This window comes from Methylobacterium sp. CB376 (assembly GCF_029714205.1).
GTDB lineage: Bacteria > Pseudomonadota > Alphaproteobacteria > Rhizobiales > Beijerinckiaceae > Methylobacterium.
In genome coordinates, this window is record NZ_CP121648.1 from 7,275,326 (window position 1) to 7,293,994 (window position 18,669).

Consider the following 18,669-nt stretch of genomic DNA (forward strand, 5'->3'; position numbering starts at 1 on the left):
CCGATGCAGCCGACGACCCGCTTGGCCGCCTGCGCGCCGGCCGCTTCCGCGGTGCCCGCTCTCGCGGCGGCCGCCCTGACGGCCCTGCTGACCCTGGCAGGCCCGGCCGCCGCCGCCCCGGTGGTGGACAGGCCCGCCCCCGCCTTCCAGGCGAGCGATGCCGACGGGCGCACCGTCTCCCTCGACGACTTCAAGGGCAGGACGGTCGTCCTCGAATGGACGAACCACGAATGCCCCTTCGTGCAGAAGCACTACGGGGCGAAGGCGATGCAGGCCCTGCAGAGGAAGTGGACCGGCCAGGGCGTGGTCTGGCTCGCGGTGATCTCCTCGGCCCCCGGCGAGCAGGGCGCGCTGGACGGTGCCGGCGCCAAGCGCCTGAACGCGGAGCGCGGCGCCGTCCCGACCGCCGTGCTGCTCGATCCGCAGGGGCGGATGGGGCGCGCCTACGGGGCGCAGACGACGCCCCACATGTTCGTCATCCGGGGCGACGGCGAGCTGGCCTACATGGGCGGCATCGACGACAAGCCCTCCGTGAACCCCGCCGATCTCGGGACCGCGCACAACCTCGTCGACGCGGCGCTCACCGAGATCGCGGCCGGCAAGCCGGTCACGGTGAAGTCCGCGCGGCCCTACGGCTGCTCGGTCAAGTACGCCTCCTGAGGTGACGCGCCCGCGGCGATGACGGCCTGGGTCGCGGGCGTCGACGGCTGCCCGGGCGGCTGGATCGCCGCCTTCCAGCCCCTGGCGGCCGGCGCCCCCGTGCGCCTGCGCGTGCTGCCGGATCTCGCGTCGCTCTGCGACGGGCCCGAGGCGCCCGCCATCGTCGCCATCGACATCCCGATCGGCCTGCCGGAGCGCGTCGGCGCCGGCGGCCGCCTCGCCGAGCAGCTGGTCCGGCCGCTGCTCGGGCCCCGCCGGGCCTCGGTCTTCCCGACCTCGTCCCGCGCGGTGGTCCAGGCGCCGGACTACGCGGCGGCGATCGCCCTGTCCCGGCAGGGGGATCGCCAGCCCTTCGCGCCCTCCCCGCCCGCCAACGCCCTGTTCCCGCGCATCCGCGCCGTCGACGCGCTGCTGCGGGCGCGGGCGGAGCTGCGCGAGCGCGTCCGCGAGGTGCATCCCGAACTCGCCTTCGCGGTGCTCAATGGCGCGCCCCTGCCGGAGGCGAAGCGCACGAAGGGCGGCGCGGCCCTCCGGCGGGCCCTCCTCGCCCGCGCCGGGCTGCCGGAGGCGGCGATCGCCGGCCCGCCGCCGCGGGGCGCCAGGGCCGACGACCTCCTCGACGCGCTGGCGGCGCTCGTGGTGGCGCGGGGGATCGCGCGCGGGCGCGCCCTGTCCTATCCCGATCCGCCGGAGCGCGACGCGCACGGCCTGCCCGCCGCGATCTGGACCCTCCTGCCCGACGAGCCCTCGCCATGACCCTGCCGACCCGCGACATCGCCCGCGCCCTGGTCTTCGACCCGCAGGACCGCCTGCTGCTCATCGCCTACCAGGCGGTGCGGGACGTCGATCCCGCCCGGCCCGGGGAGCGCCGCTTCTGGTTCATGCCGGGCGGCGGCATCGAGCCCGGCGAGACGCCCGAGGAGGCCTGCCGGCGGGAGCTGCACGAGGAGATCGGGGTCGAGAACGCCCCGCTCGGCCCCCTCGTCGCGCGCTGCGACGGGCCCTTCACCCTGTTCACCAAGCCGCGCATCGCCCATGAGCGCTACTTCGTGGTGCGGCTGCCGAGCGACGCGATCGACACCGCGCGCCTCGCCGAGACGGAGGACAACCCGGTGCTCGGCACCCGCTGGTGGTCCCTCGACGCGCTGGAGACGACGCGCGAGCGCGTGGAGCCCGCCGGCCTCGCGGCCCTGGCCCGCCGGATCCTGGCGGGCGAGGCGGTGACGGAAGTCCACCTCGCCTGGGGGCCGGGGGCCGCCTAGTTGGGTTTGGACAGGGAGAGATCCCTCCGCCGGGTCCCGGGGCGGCGCCCCGGGCAGGCGTGCCACTTGCATCCCCCTCTTCGACGACGAGCCCGCCCATGCTTCCCGAAATCCTCACCCAAGGCTACCGCGCCTTCCTGGACGACCGCTTCGCGCGGGAGCGGGGGCGCTACGAATCCCTCGCGGAGGGCCAGAGCCCCGAGATCATGGTGATCAGCTGCTGCGACAGCCGGGTCTCGCCCGAGGTGGTCTTCGACGCGCGCCCGGGCGAGCTGTTCGTGGTGCGCAACGTCGCCAACCTCGTGCCGCCCTTCGAGACGGGCGGCGAGTATCACGGCACCTCGGCGGCGCTCGAATACGCCGTCCAGGCCCTCAAGGTGAAGCACATCGTGGTGCTGGGGCACGCCCGCTGCGGCGGCGTGCGGGCCTTCGCGGACGACGCGGCGCCGCTCTCGCCGGGCGACTTCATCGGCCGCTGGGTGTCGCTGATCGCCCCGGCCGCCGAGCGGCTCGGTCCCGGCGACGGGGGGGATTACCTGGAGCGGCTCGAATACGCCACGGTGGCGAACAGCCTCAAGAACCTGATGACCTTCCCTTGCGTGAAGATCCTGGTCGAGCGGGGACGGCTCCAGCTGCACGGGGCGCATTTCGGCATCGCGACCGGCCAGCTGCGGGTGCGCGACCCCGAGACCGGCGCGTTCCGGCTGGCGGTGCCGGAGGCGGAGGTGAGCCCGACGCGGCTGATCCGCTGCCAGGAGACGGAGACCGGCGCCTGAGCGCAACGGCTCGCGGGGATCTGGCTGAGGCTCGCGTTCCCGCCTCAATCCTGCCGCCGGACCGGTGATCCCCTCGGCGGACGATGCTTGGCCGGCGGGGGCTGGCCGGCGGGGGCTGGCCGGCGCGGGCTGGCCGGCGCGGGCTGCCCGGCGGCGGGCCGCTCCCAGGTGTCGCGAGAGCGTTTCGGCGGAGGACCGAGCGATGCCCCAGCTTCCCGTGGCGGTGATCGGTGCCGGCTTCAGCGGCACCATGGCGGCCCTGCACCTGAGCCGGCTGCTGCCGCCGGGGCGGCAGGTGCTGCTCTGCGAGCAGTCGGCGGTCTTCGCCCGCGGCCTCGCCTACGCGACGGGCTGTCCGGACCACCTCCTCAACGTCCGCGCCGCCAACATGAGCGCCTTCCCGGACGCGCCGGAGGATTTCTCGCGCTGGCTCGAACGCTGCGGCCTCGACGACCTCGCCTGCATCCGCGCGACGCCGGCGGGGGTGTTCGCCGCGCGCGGCCTCTACGGGCGCTACCTGACCGAGCTCCTCGTCGGGGCGCTGACCGGGGAGGCGTCGCCGCGCCTGCTCCTGGAGAACGACGCGGTAGTCGACCTCGCCCCCGCCCCCGAGGGTTTCCGCCTGACCCTGGCGGCCGGGCGGGTGAGGGCCGTGAGCGGGGTCATCCTCGCCTGCGGCAAACTCCGCGGCGGCCGCGACTGGACCACGCGCTACCGCCTCGATCCCTGGGACGAGGCTCCCCTCGACGGGCTGCGGGCGGACATGCCGGTGCTCGTCGTCGGCACCGGGCTCACCATGGTGGACGCGGTGGCGGCGCTCCGGCGGCGCGGCTTCCCCGGGCCGGTCCTCGCCCTCTCCCGCCACGGCTACCTGCCGCAGGTCCACGCGCCGGCCGCGCCCTGGCCGGCCCCCGCCCTGAGCGAGGCGGAGCGGCTCTCCGCGCGGCTCCTGCTCCGCCGCCTGCGCGCCGAGGCGGCGCGGGCGGCCGCCGCGGGCAGCGACTGGCGCGGCGTGATCGACGGGCTGCGCGCCGGCAGCGTCGCGCTCTGGCGCGGCCTGCCGGAGGCGGAGCAGCGGCGCTTCCTGCGCCACCTGCGCAGCGTCTGGGACGTGCATCGCCACCGGATGGCGCCGCCCGCGGCCGAGATCATCGCGCGGGAGCGCGAAGCCGGCGGGCTGTCGATCCTGCGGGGCCGGGTCGAGGCGGTGGCGGATCAGGCCGGCTTCGCGCTGGTGCGGATTCGGGAGCGGGGCGCGCCGACGCCGCGCGACCTGGCTGTGCAGCGGATCCTCGACGCGTCGGGCGTCGCCAGCGTGGCGCGCAGCGACGACCCGCTCCTGCGCCGCCTGATGCAGCGCGGCGTCGTCCGGCCCGACGCGCACGGCCTCGGCCTCGCCGCCGCGGAGGATCTCGCGCTCATCGGGGCCGACGGCACGGCCGGGCGACCGCTCTGGACCCTGGGACCGCTCCTGCGCGGCACGCTCTGGGAATGCACCGCCGTGCCCGACATCCGCGGCCAGGCGGCGGCCCTGGCCGCGACCGTGGCGGCGCGGCTCGCGGCCGAGGCCGCGCACGAAAAACCCCTCGCCCGGGCGGGAGAGGGGTGATGCGGGATCCGCGTCGATCAAGCGGATCCCGGATCAGAACTTCAGCGTCTCCTTCGACTCCCGCAGCTGCGCGATCTGCATGTCGAAGTCGCGGCGCTTGTCGAGGTCGTCCGTGGCGTCGCGCAGGGTCTCGACGTTGGCGATCTCCGCGTCGATGCTCTCGGGCGTGAGCTCCTCCACCGGCGTCGCGCGCTCGGCGATCACGATCAGGCCGGTCGCGTTGATCTCCGCGAAGCCCCCGCGCACCAGCACGCGCTTGCCGTGCTGAGGGCCCTCGGTGATGACCAGCACGCCGGTCTTGAGGGTGGTCAGGACCGGGGCGTGGCCCGGCAGGACGGTCATCTCGCCCTCGGAACCGGGCAGCTGCACGGCGTCGACCGCGCCCGAATAGATGACCCGCTCGGGGCCGACGAGATCGAACTGGAAAGTGGCCATGGGATGAGGTCAGTTCCGGTTGGGGCGGGCCCGGGTTTCGGTCGCGGAACGGGGACCGGGCGCGAGCCCGATCCCCGTTCGGTCAGGCGAACCGTGGCGATCAGGCCGCGGCGAGGCGCTGGGCCTTCTCGACCGCCTCCTCGATCGTGCCCACCATGTAGAAGGCCGCCTCCGGCAGGTGGTCGTACTCACCCTCGACCAAGCCCTTGAAGCCCTTGATCGTGTCCTCGAGGGCCACGAGCTTGCCGGGCGAGCCGGTGAAGACCTCGGCCACGTGGAAGGGCTGGCTGAGGAAGCGCTCGATCTTGCGGGCGCGGGCCACCGTCAGCTTGTCCTCCTCGGACAGCTCGTCCATGCCCAGGATCGCGATGATGTCCTGGAGCGCCTTGTAGCGCTGCAGCACCTGCTGCACCCGGCGGGCGGTGGCGTAGTGCTCCTCGCCCAGGATGGTCGGCGAGAGCATGCGCGAGGTCGAGTCGAGCGGGTCCACCGCCGGGTAGATGCCCTTCTCGGCGATCGAGCGCGACAGCACGGTCGTGGCGTCGAGGTGGGCGAAGGAGGTGGCCGGGGCCGGGTCGGTCAGGTCGTCGGCCGGCACGTAGATCGCCTGGACCGAGGTGATCGAGCCCTTCGTCGTGGTGGTGATGCGCTCCTGCAGGGCGCCCATGTCGGTGGCGAGCGTCGGCTGATAGCCCACCGCCGAGGGGATGCGGCCGAGCAGCGCCGACACCTCGGAACCCGCCTGCGTGAAGCGGAAGATGTTGTCGACGAAGAACAGCACGTCCTGGCCCTCGTCGCGGAAATGCTCCGCGACGGTGAGGCCGGTCAGCGCGACGCGGGCGCGGGCGCCCGGGGGCTCGTTCATCTGGCCGTAGACCAGGGCGCACTTGGAGCCCTCGGCGGAGCCGTGCTCCTTCGGGTCCATGTTGACCTTGGACTCGATCATCTCGTGGTAGAGGTCGTTGCCCTCGCGGGTCCGCTCGCCCACGCCCGCGAAGACCGAGTAGCCCGAATGGGCCTTCGCGATGTTGTTGATGAGCTCCATGATCAGCACGGTCTTGCCGACGCCGGCGCCGCCGAACAGGCCGATCTTGCCGCCCTTGGCGTAGGGCGCGAGCAGGTCGACGACCTTGATGCCGGTGACCAGGATCTGCGCCTCGGTCGACTGCTCGGCGTAGCTCGGGGCCGGCTGGTGGATGGCGCGGAAGCTCTGGGCCTCGATCGCGCCGGCCTCGTCGATCGGCTCGCCGATCACGTTCATGATGCGGCCGAGCGTGTTGGCGCCGACCGGGACCTTGATCGGGGCGCCGGTGTCGATGACCTCCTGGCCGCGCACCAGACCCTCGGACGTGTCCATGGCGATGCAGCGCACGGTGCTCTCGCCGAGCTGCATCGCCACTTCGAGGACGAGGCGGTTGCCCTGGTTCTTGGTCTCGAGCGCGTTCAGGATCTCGGGCAGGTGACCCTCGAACTGCACGTCGACGACCGCGCCGATGACCTGGGTGATGTGGCCGACCTTGTTCGAGCCGACGCCGGGAGTCGCAGTGTTCGCCATCTGATGAATTCCCTGGAATGAGCGGTCAGAGCGCCTCGGCGCCGGAGATGATCTCGATCAGCTCCTTGGTGATCTGGGCCTGACGGGTCCGGTTGTAGACCAGCGTCTGCTTCTTGATCATCTCGCCGGCGTTGCGGGTCGCGTTGTCCATGGCGCTCATGCGCGCGCCCTGCTCGGAGGCGGCGTTCTCCAGGAGCGCCCGGAGGATCTGGACGGTGAGGTTCTTCGGCAGCAGCGCCGCCAGGATCTCGCCCTCGTCCGGCTCGTACTCGTAGGCGGCGTCGGTCTGCGCGGCCTCGCCGGCCGGCGGGATCTCGGCCGGGATGATCTGCTGCGCGGTCGGGATCTGCACGATCACCGACCGGAAACGCGAGTAGAACAGGGTCGCGATGTCGAACTCGCCCGCCTCGAAGCGGCCGAGCAGGTTCTGGGCGATCGTCTCGGCATTGTCGAAGCCGAGCTGGCGCACGCCGCGCAGCTCGATCAGCTCGACGATCTGGTCGCGGAACTCGCGGCGCAGGATGTCGTAGCCCTTCTTGCCGACGCAGATGATCTTGACCGTCCGGCCCTCCGCGGTGAGGCGGCGGGCGTGATCGCGCGCGAGGCGCGCGATCGAGGAGTTGAAGGCGCCGCAGAGGCCGCGCTCCGCGGTGCAGACGAGCAGCAGGTGGACCCGGTCGGCGCCCGTGCCCGACAGGAGCCGGGGCGTCTCCGCCCCGGGCGTCAGGTTCGTGGCGAGGTTGCCGAGGACGGCGGCCATCCGCTCCGCGTAGGGCCGGGCGTTCTCCGCCGCATTCTGCGCGCGGCGGAGCTTGGCCGCCGCCACCATCTGCATCGCCTTGGTGATCTTCTGGGTCGCCTTCACCGAGGCGATGCGGTTGCGCAGGTCCTTCAGACTCGGCATCGGGGGTCCCTCAGGGCTCGTGCCGGGTTACGAGAAGGACTTGGCGAAGGACTCGACCACGCCCTTCAGCTTGGCCGCCGCGTCGTCGCCGAGGTCCTTGGAGGTCCGGATCGTCTCCAGGAGGTCGGCGTGCCGGCCGCGCAGGGTCGAGAGCAGCCCGTCCTCGAAGGCGCGCACCCGGTTGACCGGGATCGCGTCGAGGTAGCCGTTCACGCCGGCGTAGATCACCGCGACCTGCTCCTCCATCTTGAGCGGCGAGAATTGCGGCTGCTTCAGGAGCTCGGTCAGGCGCGAGCCGCGGTTCAGCAGGCGCTGGGTCGCCGCGTCGAGGTCGGAGCCGAACTGCGCGAAGGCCGCCATCTCGCGGTACTGCGCGAGCTCGCCCTTGATCTTGCCGGCGACCTTCTTCATCGCCTTGGTCTGGGCCGCCGAGCCGACGCGCGAGACCGAGAGGCCGACATTCACCGCCGGGCGCACGCCCTGGTAGAACAGGTCGGTCTCCAGGAAGATCTGGCCGTCGGTGATCGAGATCACGTTGGTCGGGATGTAGGCCGAGACGTCGTTGGCCTGCGTCTCGATGACCGGCAGGGCGGTCAGCGAGCCGGCGCCGGCGGCGTCGCCCATCTTGGCGGCGCGCTCTAGCAGCCGGGAATGCAGGTAGAACACGTCGCCCGGATAGGCCTCGCGGCCCGGCGGGCGGCGCAGCAGCAGCGACATCTGGCGGTAGGCGACGGCCTGCTTGGACAGGTCGTCGTAGATGATCACGGCGTGCATGCCGTTGTCGCGGAAGAACTCGCCCATGGCGCAGCCGGAGAACGGCGCCAGGAACTGCATCGGCGCCGGGTCGGAGGCGGTGGCGGCGATCACGATCGAGTAGTCGAGCGCGCCGTTATCCTCCAGCACCTTGACGAACTGGGCGACGGTCGAGCGCTTCTGGCCCACCGCGACGTAGACGCAGTAGAGCTTGGCCTTCTCGTCGGTGCCCTCGTGGGCCGGCTTCTGGTTGAGGATGGTGTCGAGCGCGATGGCGGTCTTGCCGGTCTGACGGTCGCCGATGATCAGCTCGCGCTGGCCGCGGCCGATCGGGATCAGCGCGTCGACCGACTTCAGGCCGGTGGCCATCGGCTCGTGCACCGACTTGCGCGGGATGATGCCGGGAGCCTTGACGTCGACGCGGCGGCGCTCGGTCGAGACGATCGGGCCCTTTCCGTCGATCGGGTTGCCGAGCGCGTCGACGACGCGGCCGAGCAGGCCCTTGCCGACCGGGACGTCCACGATGGCGCCGGTGCGCTTGACGGTCTGGCCTTCCTTGATGTCGCGGTCGACGCCGAAGATGACGACGCCGACATTGTCCTGCTCGAGGTTCAGGGCCATGCCGCGCACGCCCGACTCGAACTCGACCATCTCGCCGGCCTGGACGTTGTCGAGGCCGTAGACGCGGGCGATGCCGTCGCCGACCGACAGGACCTGGCCGACCTCGGTGACCTCGGCCTCCTGGCCGAAGTTCTTGATCTGCTCCTTCAGGATCGCGGAGATCTCAGCGGCTCGGATGTCCATCGTCGGACCTTCTCTCGTTCGAGTGTGTGTCAGGGGCGGATCGCGCGGGGGCTCGGTGCCCTCAGCGCGCGTCCCGCATCGCGAGGCGGATGCTGTTGAGCCTGGTGCGCAGCGAGGCGTCGACCATGCGGCTGCCGAGCTTGACCACGATGCCGCCGATCAGGCTCGGGTCGACGCGCAGGTCGAGCTCGACCTCCGCGCGGGCGACGTCGCGCAGGGAGGCCTTGATCTCCTCCAGCACGGCGTCGGAGGGGGGTTCGGCGAGCCGCACCTCGGCCCGGACGATGCCCTTGGCCTCGCGCACCAGCACCCGGTAGGCCCGGATCATGTCGGGGAGCACGAACAGCCGGCGGTTGGCGGCCGCGAGGCGGATGAAATTGGCCGCCAGGCCGGTGATGCCGGCGCGGGCCAGCACCGCCTCGACCGCCTTGACCTGCTCCTCGGTGCTGAAGACGGGGCTGCGCACCAGGCGCTGCAGGTCGGCGCTCTCGCGCAGCAGCGCGTCGAACCGGTCGAGCCCCTCGGTGACTGCGTCCACGGCGCGCTCGTCGCGCGCCAGTTCGAACAGGGCCGAGGCGTAGCGCCCCGCGACGCCGCCCAGGGTGGAACCCGATTCCGATCCGTTCTGAGCCACCAGCGCTCTCTCTCTACCTGGGCCGCCGGGTCCCGCTTCCGCCCCTCGCCGGCTCGGCGGCGCGGCCCGTCGATGATGGGAAGGCGCCGGACCGGAAGCCCCCCTCCCCGGCGCGGCGCGGGCCTAGCATGGGTTCACGGGGGGCGCAAGGCGACGCCTGGGGCCGGGCCGGGGCGCTTCCGGCAACCGGTTCAGCGGGTTGGAGAGGGCCGGCCGGGGGCGCTCAGCCGGGACTTTCCGTGTTGCACACAACGGTGTCGCAGGTCTCGACGCTGGCCAGGATGCGGGCGAGGGTCCGCCCGCCGGGATGGCCGAGGAGCGCGGTCGTCCCCACCACGTAGGACGGGGTAGCCGAAAGGCCAAGGTCGGCGGCCAGCCGCATCTGGGTCGCGAGCGCCCGCCCGACCAGGGTCGAATCGGCCTCTTCCGCCAGGGCGGCGCGGTCGTGGCCGAGCGCGCGGGCGGCGTTGAGGGAGGCCGGCCCGTCGATCGCGCCGGGGCGGCCGAGGAGGTCCCGGTAGAGGGCGAAGGACGCGGCCGGGCCGGCCCGCCGCTGCAGGGCGAGCGCGACCTTGGCGGCCTGCGCCGAGCGCGGCGACAGGATCGGGTTCTGGACGAGGCCGATCCGCAGGGTCGGGCGGGCCCGGAGCAGGGAGTCGAGGTCGCGGGAGGCCGCCCGGCACCAGGGGCAGTTGAAGTCGAAGAACTCGTAGAGGGTGATGTCGGGCGTCGCGCTGCCGGCCAGCACGATCCCGGGCAGGGCCTCGATCTCGGAGACGAGTTCCCCGGGCAGGCGGCGGTTGGCGACCGGGCGCCCGTCATCCCCGGTGAGCGGGTACCATTGGCCCTCGCCGGCGGGGTCCTCCTGCGCCCGGGCCGGGGCGGCGGAGGCGGCGAGCGCGGCGAGGAAGGAGCGGCGGGAGAGACGCATCGGGGGAACCGGTTCGGACCAGGACGGCAGGGGTGCCGCCCCAGCTTGGCCGAAACAAGGCGCCGCGCGCCCGTCCCGGAGGGCTCCCTGCGGCTCCCGGCCCCGGATCAGGTGAAGCCCGGCGGGCGCTCCCCCACCGCCCAGGCCAGGGCCTGTTCGAGCCTGTCGTTGCCCCAGAACAGCTCGCCGTCCTCGGTGAGGAAGGTGGGCGCGCCGAAGATGCCGCGCGACTTCGCCTCCTCGCCGATGACGCGCAGCCGGCTCTTGTTCGGCTCGGCGGTCGCCGCCTTGACGATGCCCGGGCCGTCGAGGGAGAGGCCGTTCAGCAGGGCCGAGATGCTGCCGGGCTCGGCGATCGACTGGCCTCGGGCGAATTCTGCCTCGAAGACGGCGCGGGTGAAGGCGCCGATCCAGGGCTCCTCGGCCCCGTAGGTCGCCACCCGCGCCGCCGCGAGGCTGTTCTGCGGGAACTCGGCGGGCCGCCGGATCGGCGGCAGGCCGAGCCGCGCCGCCTCGCGGGCGAGGTCGCGCCACATGGCGCGGCCCTTGGCCGGGTAGAGGTTGAAGGGCGAGGTGGACCAGCCCTGGCCGGCGAAGAGCGGCCCGAGCAGGAAGGGCCGCCAGCGCAGGGAGACCCCCGCCGCCTCCGCCAGCGCCTCGATCCGCATCGCCGCGAGGTAGGAGTAGGTCGACGCGAATTCGAACCAGAATTCGAGGGTGGGCCGGCGCGCCATCAAGGCTCCTCCTGCGCATCATCCAGGCAGCTTCGCTCCGCCCCCGCCCTGCCACAAGCGCCAAGGCCGAAGCCAAGGCCGAAGCCAAGGCCGCAGCCGAGGCCGATGCCGGGCGGGGAGCGCCGCGCGGGGAAAGCGCCGGGGCGCCGCCGCGGTTGCACGCGGGCGGGCGCGGCTGATAGAGCCGCGCGTCCCTTCCTGCCGGCAGCCGAGGCCCGTTCCCATGGCACACCCAACCCAGAAGCGCGTGCAGAAGGTCGTGCTCGCCTATTCGGGCGGGCTCGACACCTCGATCATTCTCAAATGGCTCCAGACCACCTACGGCTGCGAGGTGGTGACGTTCACGGCCGACCTCGGCCAGGGCGAGGAGCTGGAGCCGGCCCGGCGCAAGGCGGAGCTGCTCGGGATCAAGCCCGAGAACATCTTCATCGAGGACCTGCGCGAGGAATTCGTCCGCGACTACGTCTTCCCGATGTTCCGGGCGAATGCCCAGTACGAGGGCGTGTACCTCCTGGGCACCTCGATCGCCCGGCCCCTGATCGCCAAGAAGCAGATCGAGATCGCCGACCGGGTCGGGGCCGACGCGGTCGCGCACGGCGCCACCGGCAAGGGCAACGACCAGGTCCGGTTCGAGCTCGGCTACTACGCCCTCAAGCCCGACGTGACGGTGATCGCCCCCTGGCGCGAGTGGGATTTCAAGAGCCGCGAGGCGCTGCTCGCCTTCGCCGAGCAGCACCAGATCCCGATCGCCAAGGACAAGCGCGGCGAGGCGCCCTTCTCGGTCGACGCGAACCTGCTGCACGCCTCCTCGGAGGGCAAGGTGCTGGAGGATCCGGCGCTGGACGTGCCGGACTACGTCTATTCCCGCACCCTCTCGCCCGAGGAGGCGCCCGACAGCCCGACCGTGATCACGATCGGCTTCGAGCGCGGCGACGCGGTCTCGCTCGACGGGGAGCCCCTGTCGCCCGCCACGCTGCTCGCGCGGCTCAACGACCTCGGCCGGGCCAACGGCATCGGCCGCCTCGACCTCGTCGAGAACCGCTTCGTCGGCATGAAGAGCCGCGGCATGTACGAGACGCCCGGCGGCACGATCCTGCTGCCGGCCCACCGGGCGATCGAGTCGATCACCCTCGACCGCGGCGCGGCCCACCTCAAGGACGAGCTGATGCCGCGCTACGCCGAGCTGATCTACAACGGCTTCTGGTTCTCGCCCGAGCGCGAGATGCTGCAGGCGCTGATCGACAAGAGCCAGGAGCTGGTGACCGGCACGGTGCGCCTGAAGCTCTACAAGGGCGGCGTCTACGTGATCGGCCGCGAGAGCCCGAACTCCCTCTACGACCAGGACCTCGTCACCTTCGAGGAGGGCGCGGTGGCCTACGACCAGCGCGACGCGGCCGGCTTCATCAAGCTCAACGCCCTGCGCCTGCGCACGCTGGGGCAGCGCAGGCGCAAGATCGGGGGTTGAGAGGGCGGGGCGCCCCCACCCCCTCACTTGATCCCGAGCGCCTCCGGGTCGCGCGACACGAACAGCACCCGCAGGTCCTCGTCCGGCACGTAGTCGCGGGCCTCCCACCGGAAGGTGGTGGGGCCGGTCTTCGTCACGCCGCTCCGGCAGAAGCTCACCAGCGTGTCGGGGCGGCCCTTGTCGATGGTCAGGGTGAAGCGGCCGATGCGGCCGGCCCAGTTCCGCGCCGTGGTCACGATGTAGGGGACCACCGCCGACGAGACGACGCCGCCCGAATTCCTTGCCCTGCCCGATCAGGCGCCGGATCCCGCCGAGCCCCGCCTCGTCGAGGCAGTAGCGGGTTCGGTACTCCCGGCGCGACGCCTCTTTGGCGTCGAGGAGGTAGGTCCCCTTCACGGGCACGTAGGCGTGCGACACGGCGACGTCCCGGCCCGGAGGAAAGGTCTGCTCCCAGTGGAACTTGGCCTCAAGCCGCCACTGCCCCCATTCGGGGCCGTCCTCGGCCGGCAGCAGGCCCTCCGCGGCGAGGCGCCGGCGCGCCTCGGGCGAGAGCGCCTTGACGGCCTTCTCCAGGTCGGCCCGGCGCAGCGGGTTGAGGGGCAGGCCGTGGCGCCTGAGGAGGTCGGTGACCTCGCGCGCGCCGAGATAGGCCCGCTCCTCCAGGGCCGGACGGATCGCCGCCCCGTCCACCGTCACGGTGAAGCCGACGAAATTCGCCCGGTCCTCGAAGGGCAGCGAGAGCGGCGAGGAGCTCAGCGCCGCCCCGTCGACCGAGGGGAGCGGGAAGGCGACCCGGAGCCGGCGCGGCGCCTCGCCCGTGTTGCGGAACACGTAGTCGACCGCGATGCGGTCGAGGCCGAGGCGCAGGTCCTCGCTCAGGAGCGCGACCGCCGGATCCTTGACGAGGGCGAGGCCGCCCGCGTCGAGTTCCGCCGCGCTGTCGTTGGCCCGGGCCGGCGCCCCGGCCAGACCCAGGAGCGCGAGGGCGATCCCGCCGCACGCCCGCAACCGACCGATCCGCATCCAGCCCCCCGCTTGCCCGAGCCCGGGAGGCCGTATCGCGAAAACCCGCCGTAAGGGAAGGCCCTCCGGCGTCCCGGCTCAGTGCTCGGCCTCGTCGTCGATGTCGATGAGGAACAGGATGTCGACGTCGTCCGGCTCCTCCTCGTCGGACGTGCCCGACGCCGCGGTCGCGCCCGAATCGTCCGGCTCCTCGTCGAACTCCTCGTCCTCCTCCATCGCCTCGTCGAAGGTGTCGACCTCGTCCTCGGTCGAGGGACGCAGCTTGAGCGCGGAATCCTCGCCCGACCAGAGCGGGCGCCCCTCGGTGGTCATGGTGCGCAGGTCGTCCTTGAACCCCTCCACGTCGAGGAGCTCGCGGGCCTGGGTCTCGGTGGCCCGGATGACGGCGACCGGGGTTCCGTTGATTTCGAGTGTGAACATGCTGCCTCCTGCGCGGCCAGGCCCGCTCTCTACGCGGGGAATGGACGGCGCGCCACCCGCGTTCCCGGGCGTCGCGCCGCAGCGTCAGGGCCGGACGCAGGCGGCGAGCGAGCCGATGCGCGCCAGGCGCGCCTGCAGGCGCCCGGCGAGCGCCCTCAAGCCCCGCGACGGGTGGGCCGGGCTGCGGGCCGCCGGGTTGGGCAGGGCGACGACGAGGAGCGCCGCCTCGCTCCGGGTGAGGTCGCGGGCGCCCTTGCCGAACCAGTGACGGGCGGCGGCCTCCGCGCCGTAGATGCCGTCCCCCCACTCGGCCACGTTGAGGTAGATCTCCATCGTCCGCCGCTTGCCCCAGACCAGGTCCGCCAGCAGCGCGAGGGGGATCTCCATCGCCTTGCGCAGGTAGGAGCGGCCGGGCCACAGGAAAACGTTCTTGACCGTCTGCATGGTGACCGTGGAGGCGCCGCGGCTCGGCCCGTCCTCGTCGCTCACCACCTCGCCGAGCGCCTCCCAGTCGACGCCCCGGTGCAGGCAGAAGCGCTGGTCCTCGGAGGCGATCACCGCCTGGACCAGGACCGGGGCGATGCCGGCGAGCGGGACGCGGTCCCGCTCGACCGGCCGGCCGGTCAGCCAGCGGCCGAGCATGAGGGTTGAGGGCGGATCGACCGCGCGATAGACGAGCGCGAGGCACAGGACGAGGATCACCGCGGTGAAAGGCAGCAGCACGAGCAGGCGCAGCGCGCGGGCGAACCGGCGCGCGGGCGCCGCGGCGGACCGGCCCGCCTCCTGCCCCGTGATCGCGCCGCGCGGCTCCTGAATCCCGTCCTCCCCCGCTTCCTCGACCGAGGCTTTCCCCATGACGTCACCGCAGGCCGGCCCGGCCGAGACACGCAAGCCCGCCGCGGCTTCCCCCGGTCCTTCGCACGGAACGGCCGGCGGCTTCTATCCGGAGGGCGCCGATTTCCCCGCCCGGCTCACAGCGGTCGCGGAGGCGGTGGAGGTCTTTCTCGACGAGCGCCTCGGCGACGCGACCGGCCCGGGCGAGATCACCCGGCCCCCGCGCCTGATGCAGGCGATGCGCCACGCGGTGCTCGGCGGCGGCAAGCGCCTGCGCCCCTTCCTGACCATCGAGACCGCCCGTCTCCTCGGCGGCCCCTATCCGGGAGCGCTGGCCGCGGGCGGGGGCATCGAACTCGTCCACTGCTACTCGCTGGTCCACGACGACCTGCCGGCCATGGACGACGACGACCTGCGCCGCGGCAAGCCCACCGTCCACAAGGCCTTCGACGAGGCGACGGCGATCCTGGCGGGCGACGCGCTGCTGACGCTCGCCTTCGAACTCTTGGCCGACCCGGCCTGGCAACCCGACGCGGGCATCCGGGCCGACCTCGTGCTCGGGCTCGCCCGGGCGGCCGGTCTCGGCGGGATGGTCGGCGGCCAGCTCCTCGACCTCGGCGCCGAGGGCCGCTTCGGCGAGGCGGCGCTCGACGTCGACGCGACCCTGCAGCTCCAGGCGATGAAGACCGGCGCGCTCCTCGCCGTCTCGGTCGAGGCCGGGGCGATCGTCGGTGGCGCCGACGCGGAGCAGCGCGCCGCCCTCCTCGCCTACGGCCGCGCCCTCGGCCAGGCCTTCCAGGTCGCCGACGACATCCTCGACCGCGAGGCCTCCGCCGAGGCGATGGGCAAGCGCACCGGCAAGGACGCGGCGGCCGGCAAGGCGACCCTGGTCGATCGCCTCGGCCTCGACGGCGCCCGCGCCGAGTGCGAGCGCCTCGTCGGCGTCTGCGAGGCCGCCCTGCGCCCCTGGGGCGAGGCCGCCGCGACGCTGCGCGAGGCGGCCCGCTTCACGGTCGCGCGCAAGACCTGAGCGGGCGCGGCGCGCCCCTCGTCCCCTCGTCCCCTCGTCCCCTCGTCCCCTCCCCGGAACCCATCCCATGGCCACGCACAAGATCCTGCTCCTTCCCGGCGACGGCATCGGCCCCGAAGTGGCGCGCGAGGTGGAGAAGGTGCTGGCCTGGCTGTCGGCCCGCGGCATCGCCGCCTTCGAGACCGAGACCGACCTCGTCGGCGGCGCGGCCCTCGACGCGCACGGCGTGCCCCTCACCGAGGCCGCGCTGGAGCGCGCCAGGGCGGCGGACGCGGTGCTGTTCGGCGCCGTCGGCGGGCCGAAATGGGCGGAGGTCGCCTACGCGAAGCGGCCCGAGGCGGGCCTCCTGCGCCTGCGCAAGGATCTCGGGCTGTTCGCGAATCTGCGCCCGGCGATCTGCTACCCGGCGCTCGCCGAGGCCTCGGCGCTCAAGCGGGAGCTGGTCGAGGGGCTCGACATCGTGATCGTCCGCGAACTGACGGGCGGCGTCTATTTCGGCGAGCCCAAGGAGATCGTCACCCTGGAGGACGGCACCAAGCGCGCCGTCGACACCCAGATCTACACGTCGGGCGAGATCGAGCGCATCGCCGCGGTGGCCTTCGACCTCGCCCGCAAGCGGCGCAACAAGGTCTCCTCGGCCGAGAAGCACAACGTGATGAAGACCGGCGTCCTCTGGAAGGAGGTGGTCGGCCGCGTGCACGCCGAGCGGTTCTCCGACGTCGCGCTGGAGCACGTGCTGGCCGACAATTGCGCGATGCAGCTGGTGCGCAACCCCAAGCAGTTCGACGTGCTCGTCACCGACAACCTGTTCGGCGACATCCTATCGGACGTGGCCGCGATGCTGACCGGCTCGCTCGGGATGCTGCCCTCGGCCTCGCTCGGCGCCGTCGAGAACGGGACGCGGCGCGCCCTCTACGAGCCGGTCCACGGCTCGGCGCCCGACATCGCCGGCCAGAACCTCGCCAACCCGATCGCCATGATCGGCTCGCTCGCCATGGCCCTGCGCTACTCCTTCGACCTCGGCGAGGCCGCCGACCTCGTCGAGGGTGCGATCACCCGGACGCTCGCCTCCGGCACCCGCACCCGCGACATCGCCGGCCCGGGGGCGAACGCGGTCGGGACGCGCGAGATGGGCGACGCGATCCTGCGCGAACTCGCGGCGCTGGCCGGCTGACGGGCGCCGGCCCGGGGGATCTCCCCCGCCCGGTGTCGGTGCGCGCCGCGCGCCCTATCTCCGCAGCCGGGTGGTTGCGGAGCGCATGCACGTCTTCGAATGGATCGTCGGCGTCCTGCTGGTCGCCGTGCTGCTGGCGGCCCTGGCACGGCGCCTCGGGGCGCCGTTCCCGGCCTTCCTGGCCCTCGGCGGGGCGGCCCTCGCCTTCGTGGACGCGGTCCCGAGCCTGCGCCTCGACCCCGACCTCGCCCTCGCCCTGTTCGTCGCGCCGGTCCTGCTCGATGCCGGCTACGACACGTCCCTGCGCGACCTGCGCGTCAACTGGCTGCCCATCGCGGGCCTCGTCCTCGGGGCGGTCGGCATCACCACGGTGGCGGTGGCCGCGACCCTGCGCTGGCTCGTGCCCGACATGCCGCTCGCGGCCTGCATCGCGCTCGGCGCGATCGTGGCGCCGCCCGACGCGGTCGCGGCCCTCTCGGTGCTGCGCCACGTGCCGCTGCCCCACCGGCTCGTCACCATCCTCAAGGGCGAGAGCCTGTTCAACGACGCCTCGGCGCTGCTGATCTACCGGCTCGCCGTGCCGGCGGCCGTGAGCGGCAGCTTCGCGGCGCGGGACGTGGTGCCGACCTTCCTGATCGGGGTGGTCGGCAGCCTCGTGGCCGGGCCGGTCCTGGCCTGGATCTACGTGCGGGCGGTGCGGGGCATCGCCGACGCGCCGAGCAGCATCGTGCTGCAATTCGTCGCCACCTTCGGGATCTGGGTCATGGCCGAGCGGGCCGGGCTCTCCGGGGTGCTGACGGTGGTGAGTTACGCCATCACCGTGGCACGGATCTCCCCGGCGACGATGCCCGCCCATCTGCGGGTCCCCTCCTACGCGGTCTGGGAGACGGCGGTCTTCGTCCTCAACGTGCTCGCCTTCGTGCTGATCGGGCTGCAGGTCGGGCCGATCCTGGAGGGGCTGACGCCAGAGGACCGCAACCGCTACGCCGTGGTGGCGGCGGCCCTGTTCCTCACCGTGGTGCTGGTGCGCCTCGCCTGGGTGATGGGCGCGGCGGCTTTCGGGCGGCTGTGGCGCCGATACGGGGGGGCGATCGGGCCCGAGCCCGCGAGCCTGTCGGGCAGCGCCACGGTGGCGTGGTGCGGCATGCGCGGCGTCGTCACGGTGGCGCTGGCGCTCGCCCTGCCGGAGGGCGGAGAGCGCGCCTTCCCGTACCGCGACCTCGTGGTGCTCACCGCCTTCGCCGTGGTGCTCGGCACGCTGGTGATCCAGGGCCTCACCCTGCGCCCGCTCCTCGCCTGGCTGGCGCTGCGCGACGACGACCCGGTCGGGCGCGAGGTCGGGCTCGCCCGCGCGGAGGCCTACCGGGCGGCGGTCGCGAGCCTGTCGCGCGAGCGCTCGCCGCACGCGGCGGCCCTGCGCCACGAATTCGCGGCGGTGCTCAACGAGGCCGAGCGCGACCGCGAGGGCCGCGCGCCGGGCAGCCTGCCCTCCGACGCGCCCCGCCGCCGGGCGATCGAGGCCGCCCGCCAGACCATCCTCGACCTGCGCGACAGGGGCGCCATCGGCGACGACGCCTTCTTCCGCCTGGAGGAGGAGCTCGACTGGGCCGAGCTCAGCGCGACGCCGCGGGAGGAGATCGACCAGATCTAGCCCGAAGGCCCCGGG

At 73.2% G+C, this 18,669-nt stretch carries 19 protein-coding genes and 1 pseudogene; 9 read left to right on the top strand and 11 right to left on the bottom strand.

Translation table 11 applies throughout. From position 1 onward, the window contains the following. The first annotated feature begins 3 nt into the window (after nucleotides 1-3). The 5 genes from QA634_RS33470 to QA634_RS33490 all read left to right on the top strand — a co-directional run bounded on the left by QA634_RS33470 (nucleotide 4) and on the right by QA634_RS33490 (nucleotide 4,307). Nucleotides 4-660: a thioredoxin family protein gene (locus QA634_RS33470; protein WP_012336259.1), complete on the top strand. Its 657-nt coding sequence runs from the start codon at nucleotides 4-6 to the stop codon at nucleotides 658-660. 18 nt (nucleotides 661-678) lie between these two features. Beyond that, nucleotides 679-1,416, top strand: coding sequence for a DUF429 domain-containing protein (locus tag QA634_RS33475; protein ID WP_012336260.1), 738 nt, complete (start codon nucleotides 679-681; stop codon nucleotides 1,414-1,416). Beyond that, complete coding sequence (locus QA634_RS33480) at nucleotides 1,413-1,922, top strand: NUDIX hydrolase (RefSeq protein WP_012336261.1); 510 nt, start codon at nucleotides 1,413-1,415, stop codon at nucleotides 1,920-1,922. The genes QA634_RS33475 and QA634_RS33480 overlap by 4 nt, the downstream gene beginning before the upstream one ends. Nucleotides 1,923-2,020: 98 nt before the next feature. Continuing rightward, nucleotides 2,021-2,698, top strand: coding sequence for a carbonic anhydrase (locus QA634_RS33485; RefSeq protein ID WP_012336262.1), 678 nt, complete (start codon nucleotides 2,021-2,023; stop codon nucleotides 2,696-2,698). Between the two features lie 202 nt (nucleotides 2,699-2,900). Continuing rightward, entirely contained in the window at nucleotides 2,901-4,307 is a 1,407-nt protein-coding gene (locus QA634_RS33490; RefSeq protein WP_012336263.1) for an FAD/NAD(P)-binding protein, read from the top strand. A gap of 33 nt (nucleotides 4,308-4,340) precedes the next feature. Here QA634_RS33490 and atpC read toward each other — a convergent pair whose 3' ends face one another. The 7 genes from atpC to QA634_RS33525 all read right to left on the bottom strand — a co-directional run bounded on the left by atpC (nucleotide 4,341) and on the right by QA634_RS33525 (nucleotide 11,057). Next, nucleotides 4,341-4,742, bottom strand: a complete 402-nt coding sequence (gene atpC / locus QA634_RS33495; protein ID WP_012336264.1) for an ATP synthase F1 subunit epsilon — start codon at nucleotides 4,740-4,742, stop codon at nucleotides 4,341-4,343. Nucleotides 4,743-4,842: 100 nt separating this feature from the next. Next, on the bottom strand, nucleotides 4,843-6,297 hold the full coding sequence (atpD, locus tag QA634_RS33500; RefSeq protein WP_012336265.1) for a F0F1 ATP synthase subunit beta: 1,455 nt from the start codon (nucleotides 6,295-6,297) through the stop codon (nucleotides 4,843-4,845). Between the two features lie 25 nt (nucleotides 6,298-6,322). Continuing rightward, nucleotides 6,323-7,201 carry a F0F1 ATP synthase subunit gamma gene (locus QA634_RS33505; RefSeq protein ID WP_012336266.1) on the bottom strand — a complete coding sequence of 293 codons (879 nt, stop codon included), beginning with the start codon at nucleotides 7,199-7,201 and terminating at the stop codon, nucleotides 6,323-6,325. A 27-nt stretch (nucleotides 7,202-7,228) separates the two neighbouring features. Beyond that, complete coding sequence (atpA, locus tag QA634_RS33510; protein ID WP_012336267.1) at nucleotides 7,229-8,758, bottom strand: F0F1 ATP synthase subunit alpha; 1,530 nt, start codon at nucleotides 8,756-8,758, stop codon at nucleotides 7,229-7,231. Nucleotides 8,759-8,819: 61 nt separating this feature from the next. Then, complete coding sequence (locus QA634_RS33515; RefSeq protein WP_012336268.1) at nucleotides 8,820-9,392, bottom strand: F0F1 ATP synthase subunit delta; 573 nt, start codon at nucleotides 9,390-9,392, stop codon at nucleotides 8,820-8,822. A 223-nt stretch (nucleotides 9,393-9,615) separates the two neighbouring features. Further along, nucleotides 9,616-10,323 (bottom strand): DsbA family protein, encoded by a 708-nt coding sequence (locus tag QA634_RS33520; RefSeq protein WP_012336269.1) that lies wholly within the window; start codon nucleotides 10,321-10,323, stop codon nucleotides 9,616-9,618. Between the two features lie 107 nt (nucleotides 10,324-10,430). Continuing rightward, the gene (locus tag QA634_RS33525; protein WP_012336270.1) at nucleotides 10,431-11,057 is read right to left on the bottom strand and encodes a 2-hydroxychromene-2-carboxylate isomerase; all 627 of its coding nucleotides are present in this window, start codon (nucleotides 11,055-11,057) and stop codon (nucleotides 10,431-10,433) included. 223 nt (nucleotides 11,058-11,280) lie between these two features. Between QA634_RS33525 and QA634_RS33530 the strand changes: the two genes are divergently transcribed. Next, entirely contained in the window at nucleotides 11,281-12,522 is a 1,242-nt protein-coding gene (locus QA634_RS33530; protein ID WP_012336271.1) for an argininosuccinate synthase, read from the top strand. A gap of 23 nt (nucleotides 12,523-12,545) precedes the next feature. Here QA634_RS33530 and QA634_RS33535 read toward each other — a convergent pair whose 3' ends face one another. From QA634_RS33535 to QA634_RS33550, 4 genes and pseudogenes are all read right to left on the bottom strand, one after another. Next, nucleotides 12,546-12,758, bottom strand: coding sequence for a DUF4424 family protein (locus QA634_RS33535; protein ID WP_265576479.1), 213 nt, complete (start codon nucleotides 12,756-12,758; stop codon nucleotides 12,546-12,548). Nucleotides 12,759-12,876: 118 nt separating this feature from the next. Beyond that, a pseudogene (locus tag QA634_RS33540) lies at nucleotides 12,877-13,545 on the bottom strand (DUF4424 family protein); the annotation flags it as partial. Between the two features lie 78 nt (nucleotides 13,546-13,623). Then, nucleotides 13,624-13,965, bottom strand: a complete 342-nt coding sequence (locus tag QA634_RS33545; RefSeq protein ID WP_012336272.1) for a hypothetical protein — start codon at nucleotides 13,963-13,965, stop codon at nucleotides 13,624-13,626. Nucleotides 13,966-14,049: 84 nt separating this feature from the next. Next, complete coding sequence (locus QA634_RS33550; RefSeq protein WP_012336273.1) at nucleotides 14,050-14,820, bottom strand: transglycosylase domain-containing protein; 771 nt, start codon at nucleotides 14,818-14,820, stop codon at nucleotides 14,050-14,052. Here QA634_RS33550 and QA634_RS33555 point away from each other — a divergent pair. The 3 genes from QA634_RS33555 to QA634_RS33565 all read left to right on the top strand — a co-directional run bounded on the left by QA634_RS33555 (nucleotide 14,819) and on the right by QA634_RS33565 (nucleotide 18,654). Beyond that, on the top strand, nucleotides 14,819-15,829 hold the full coding sequence (locus QA634_RS33555) for a polyprenyl synthetase family protein (protein ID WP_210161167.1): 1,011 nt from the start codon (nucleotides 14,819-14,821) through the stop codon (nucleotides 15,827-15,829). The genes QA634_RS33550 and QA634_RS33555 overlap by 2 nt on opposite strands. A gap of 67 nt (nucleotides 15,830-15,896) precedes the next feature. Next, nucleotides 15,897-17,003, top strand: coding sequence for a 3-isopropylmalate dehydrogenase (gene leuB, locus QA634_RS33560; protein ID WP_012336275.1), 1,107 nt, complete (start codon nucleotides 15,897-15,899; stop codon nucleotides 17,001-17,003). Nucleotides 17,004-17,088: 85 nt separating this feature from the next. Then, nucleotides 17,089-18,654, top strand: coding sequence for a cation:proton antiporter (locus QA634_RS33565; protein ID WP_012336276.1), 1,566 nt, complete (start codon nucleotides 17,089-17,091; stop codon nucleotides 18,652-18,654). Nucleotides 18,655-18,669 lie beyond the last annotated feature (15 nt).

Excerpts from the sequence above, each read along its gene's own strand:
- QA634_RS33470 (WP_012336259.1), top strand. The coding sequence starts at position 4 with ATGCAGCCGACGACCCGCTTGGCCGCCTGCGCGCCGGCCGCTTCCGCG.
- QA634_RS33475 (WP_012336260.1), top strand. The coding sequence starts at position 679 with ATGACGGCCTGGGTCGCGGGCGTCGACGGCTGCCCGGGCGGCTGGATC.
- QA634_RS33480 (WP_012336261.1), top strand. The coding sequence starts at position 1,413 with ATGACCCTGCCGACCCGCGACATCGCCCGCGCCCTGGTCTTCGACCCG.
- QA634_RS33485 (WP_012336262.1), top strand. The coding sequence starts at position 2,021 with ATGCTTCCCGAAATCCTCACCCAAGGCTACCGCGCCTTCCTGGACGAC.
- QA634_RS33490 (WP_012336263.1), top strand. The coding sequence starts at position 2,901 with ATGCCCCAGCTTCCCGTGGCGGTGATCGGTGCCGGCTTCAGCGGCACC.
- atpC (WP_012336264.1), bottom strand. The coding sequence starts at position 4,742 with ATGGCCACTTTCCAGTTCGATCTCGTCGGCCCCGAGCGGGTCATCTAT.
- atpD (WP_012336265.1), bottom strand. The coding sequence starts at position 6,297 with ATGGCGAACACTGCGACTCCCGGCGTCGGCTCGAACAAGGTCGGCCAC.
- QA634_RS33505 (WP_012336266.1), bottom strand. The coding sequence starts at position 7,201 with ATGCCGAGTCTGAAGGACCTGCGCAACCGCATCGCCTCGGTGAAGGCG.
- atpA (WP_012336267.1), bottom strand. The coding sequence starts at position 8,758 with ATGGACATCCGAGCCGCTGAGATCTCCGCGATCCTGAAGGAGCAGATC.
- QA634_RS33520 (WP_012336269.1), bottom strand. The coding sequence starts at position 10,323 with ATGCGTCTCTCCCGCCGCTCCTTCCTCGCCGCGCTCGCCGCCTCCGCC.
- QA634_RS33525 (WP_012336270.1), bottom strand. The coding sequence starts at position 11,057 with ATGGCGCGCCGGCCCACCCTCGAATTCTGGTTCGAATTCGCGTCGACC.
- QA634_RS33530 (WP_012336271.1), top strand. The coding sequence starts at position 11,281 with ATGGCACACCCAACCCAGAAGCGCGTGCAGAAGGTCGTGCTCGCCTAT.
- QA634_RS33545 (WP_012336272.1), bottom strand. The coding sequence starts at position 13,965 with ATGTTCACACTCGAAATCAACGGAACCCCGGTCGCCGTCATCCGGGCC.
- QA634_RS33555 (WP_210161167.1), top strand. The coding sequence starts at position 14,819 with ATGACGTCACCGCAGGCCGGCCCGGCCGAGACACGCAAGCCCGCCGCG.
- QA634_RS33550 (WP_012336273.1), bottom strand. The coding sequence starts at position 14,820 with ATGGGGAAAGCCTCGGTCGAGGAAGCGGGGGAGGACGGGATTCAGGAG.
- leuB (WP_012336275.1), top strand. The coding sequence starts at position 15,897 with ATGGCCACGCACAAGATCCTGCTCCTTCCCGGCGACGGCATCGGCCCC.
- QA634_RS33565 (WP_012336276.1), top strand. The coding sequence starts at position 17,089 with ATGCACGTCTTCGAATGGATCGTCGGCGTCCTGCTGGTCGCCGTGCTG.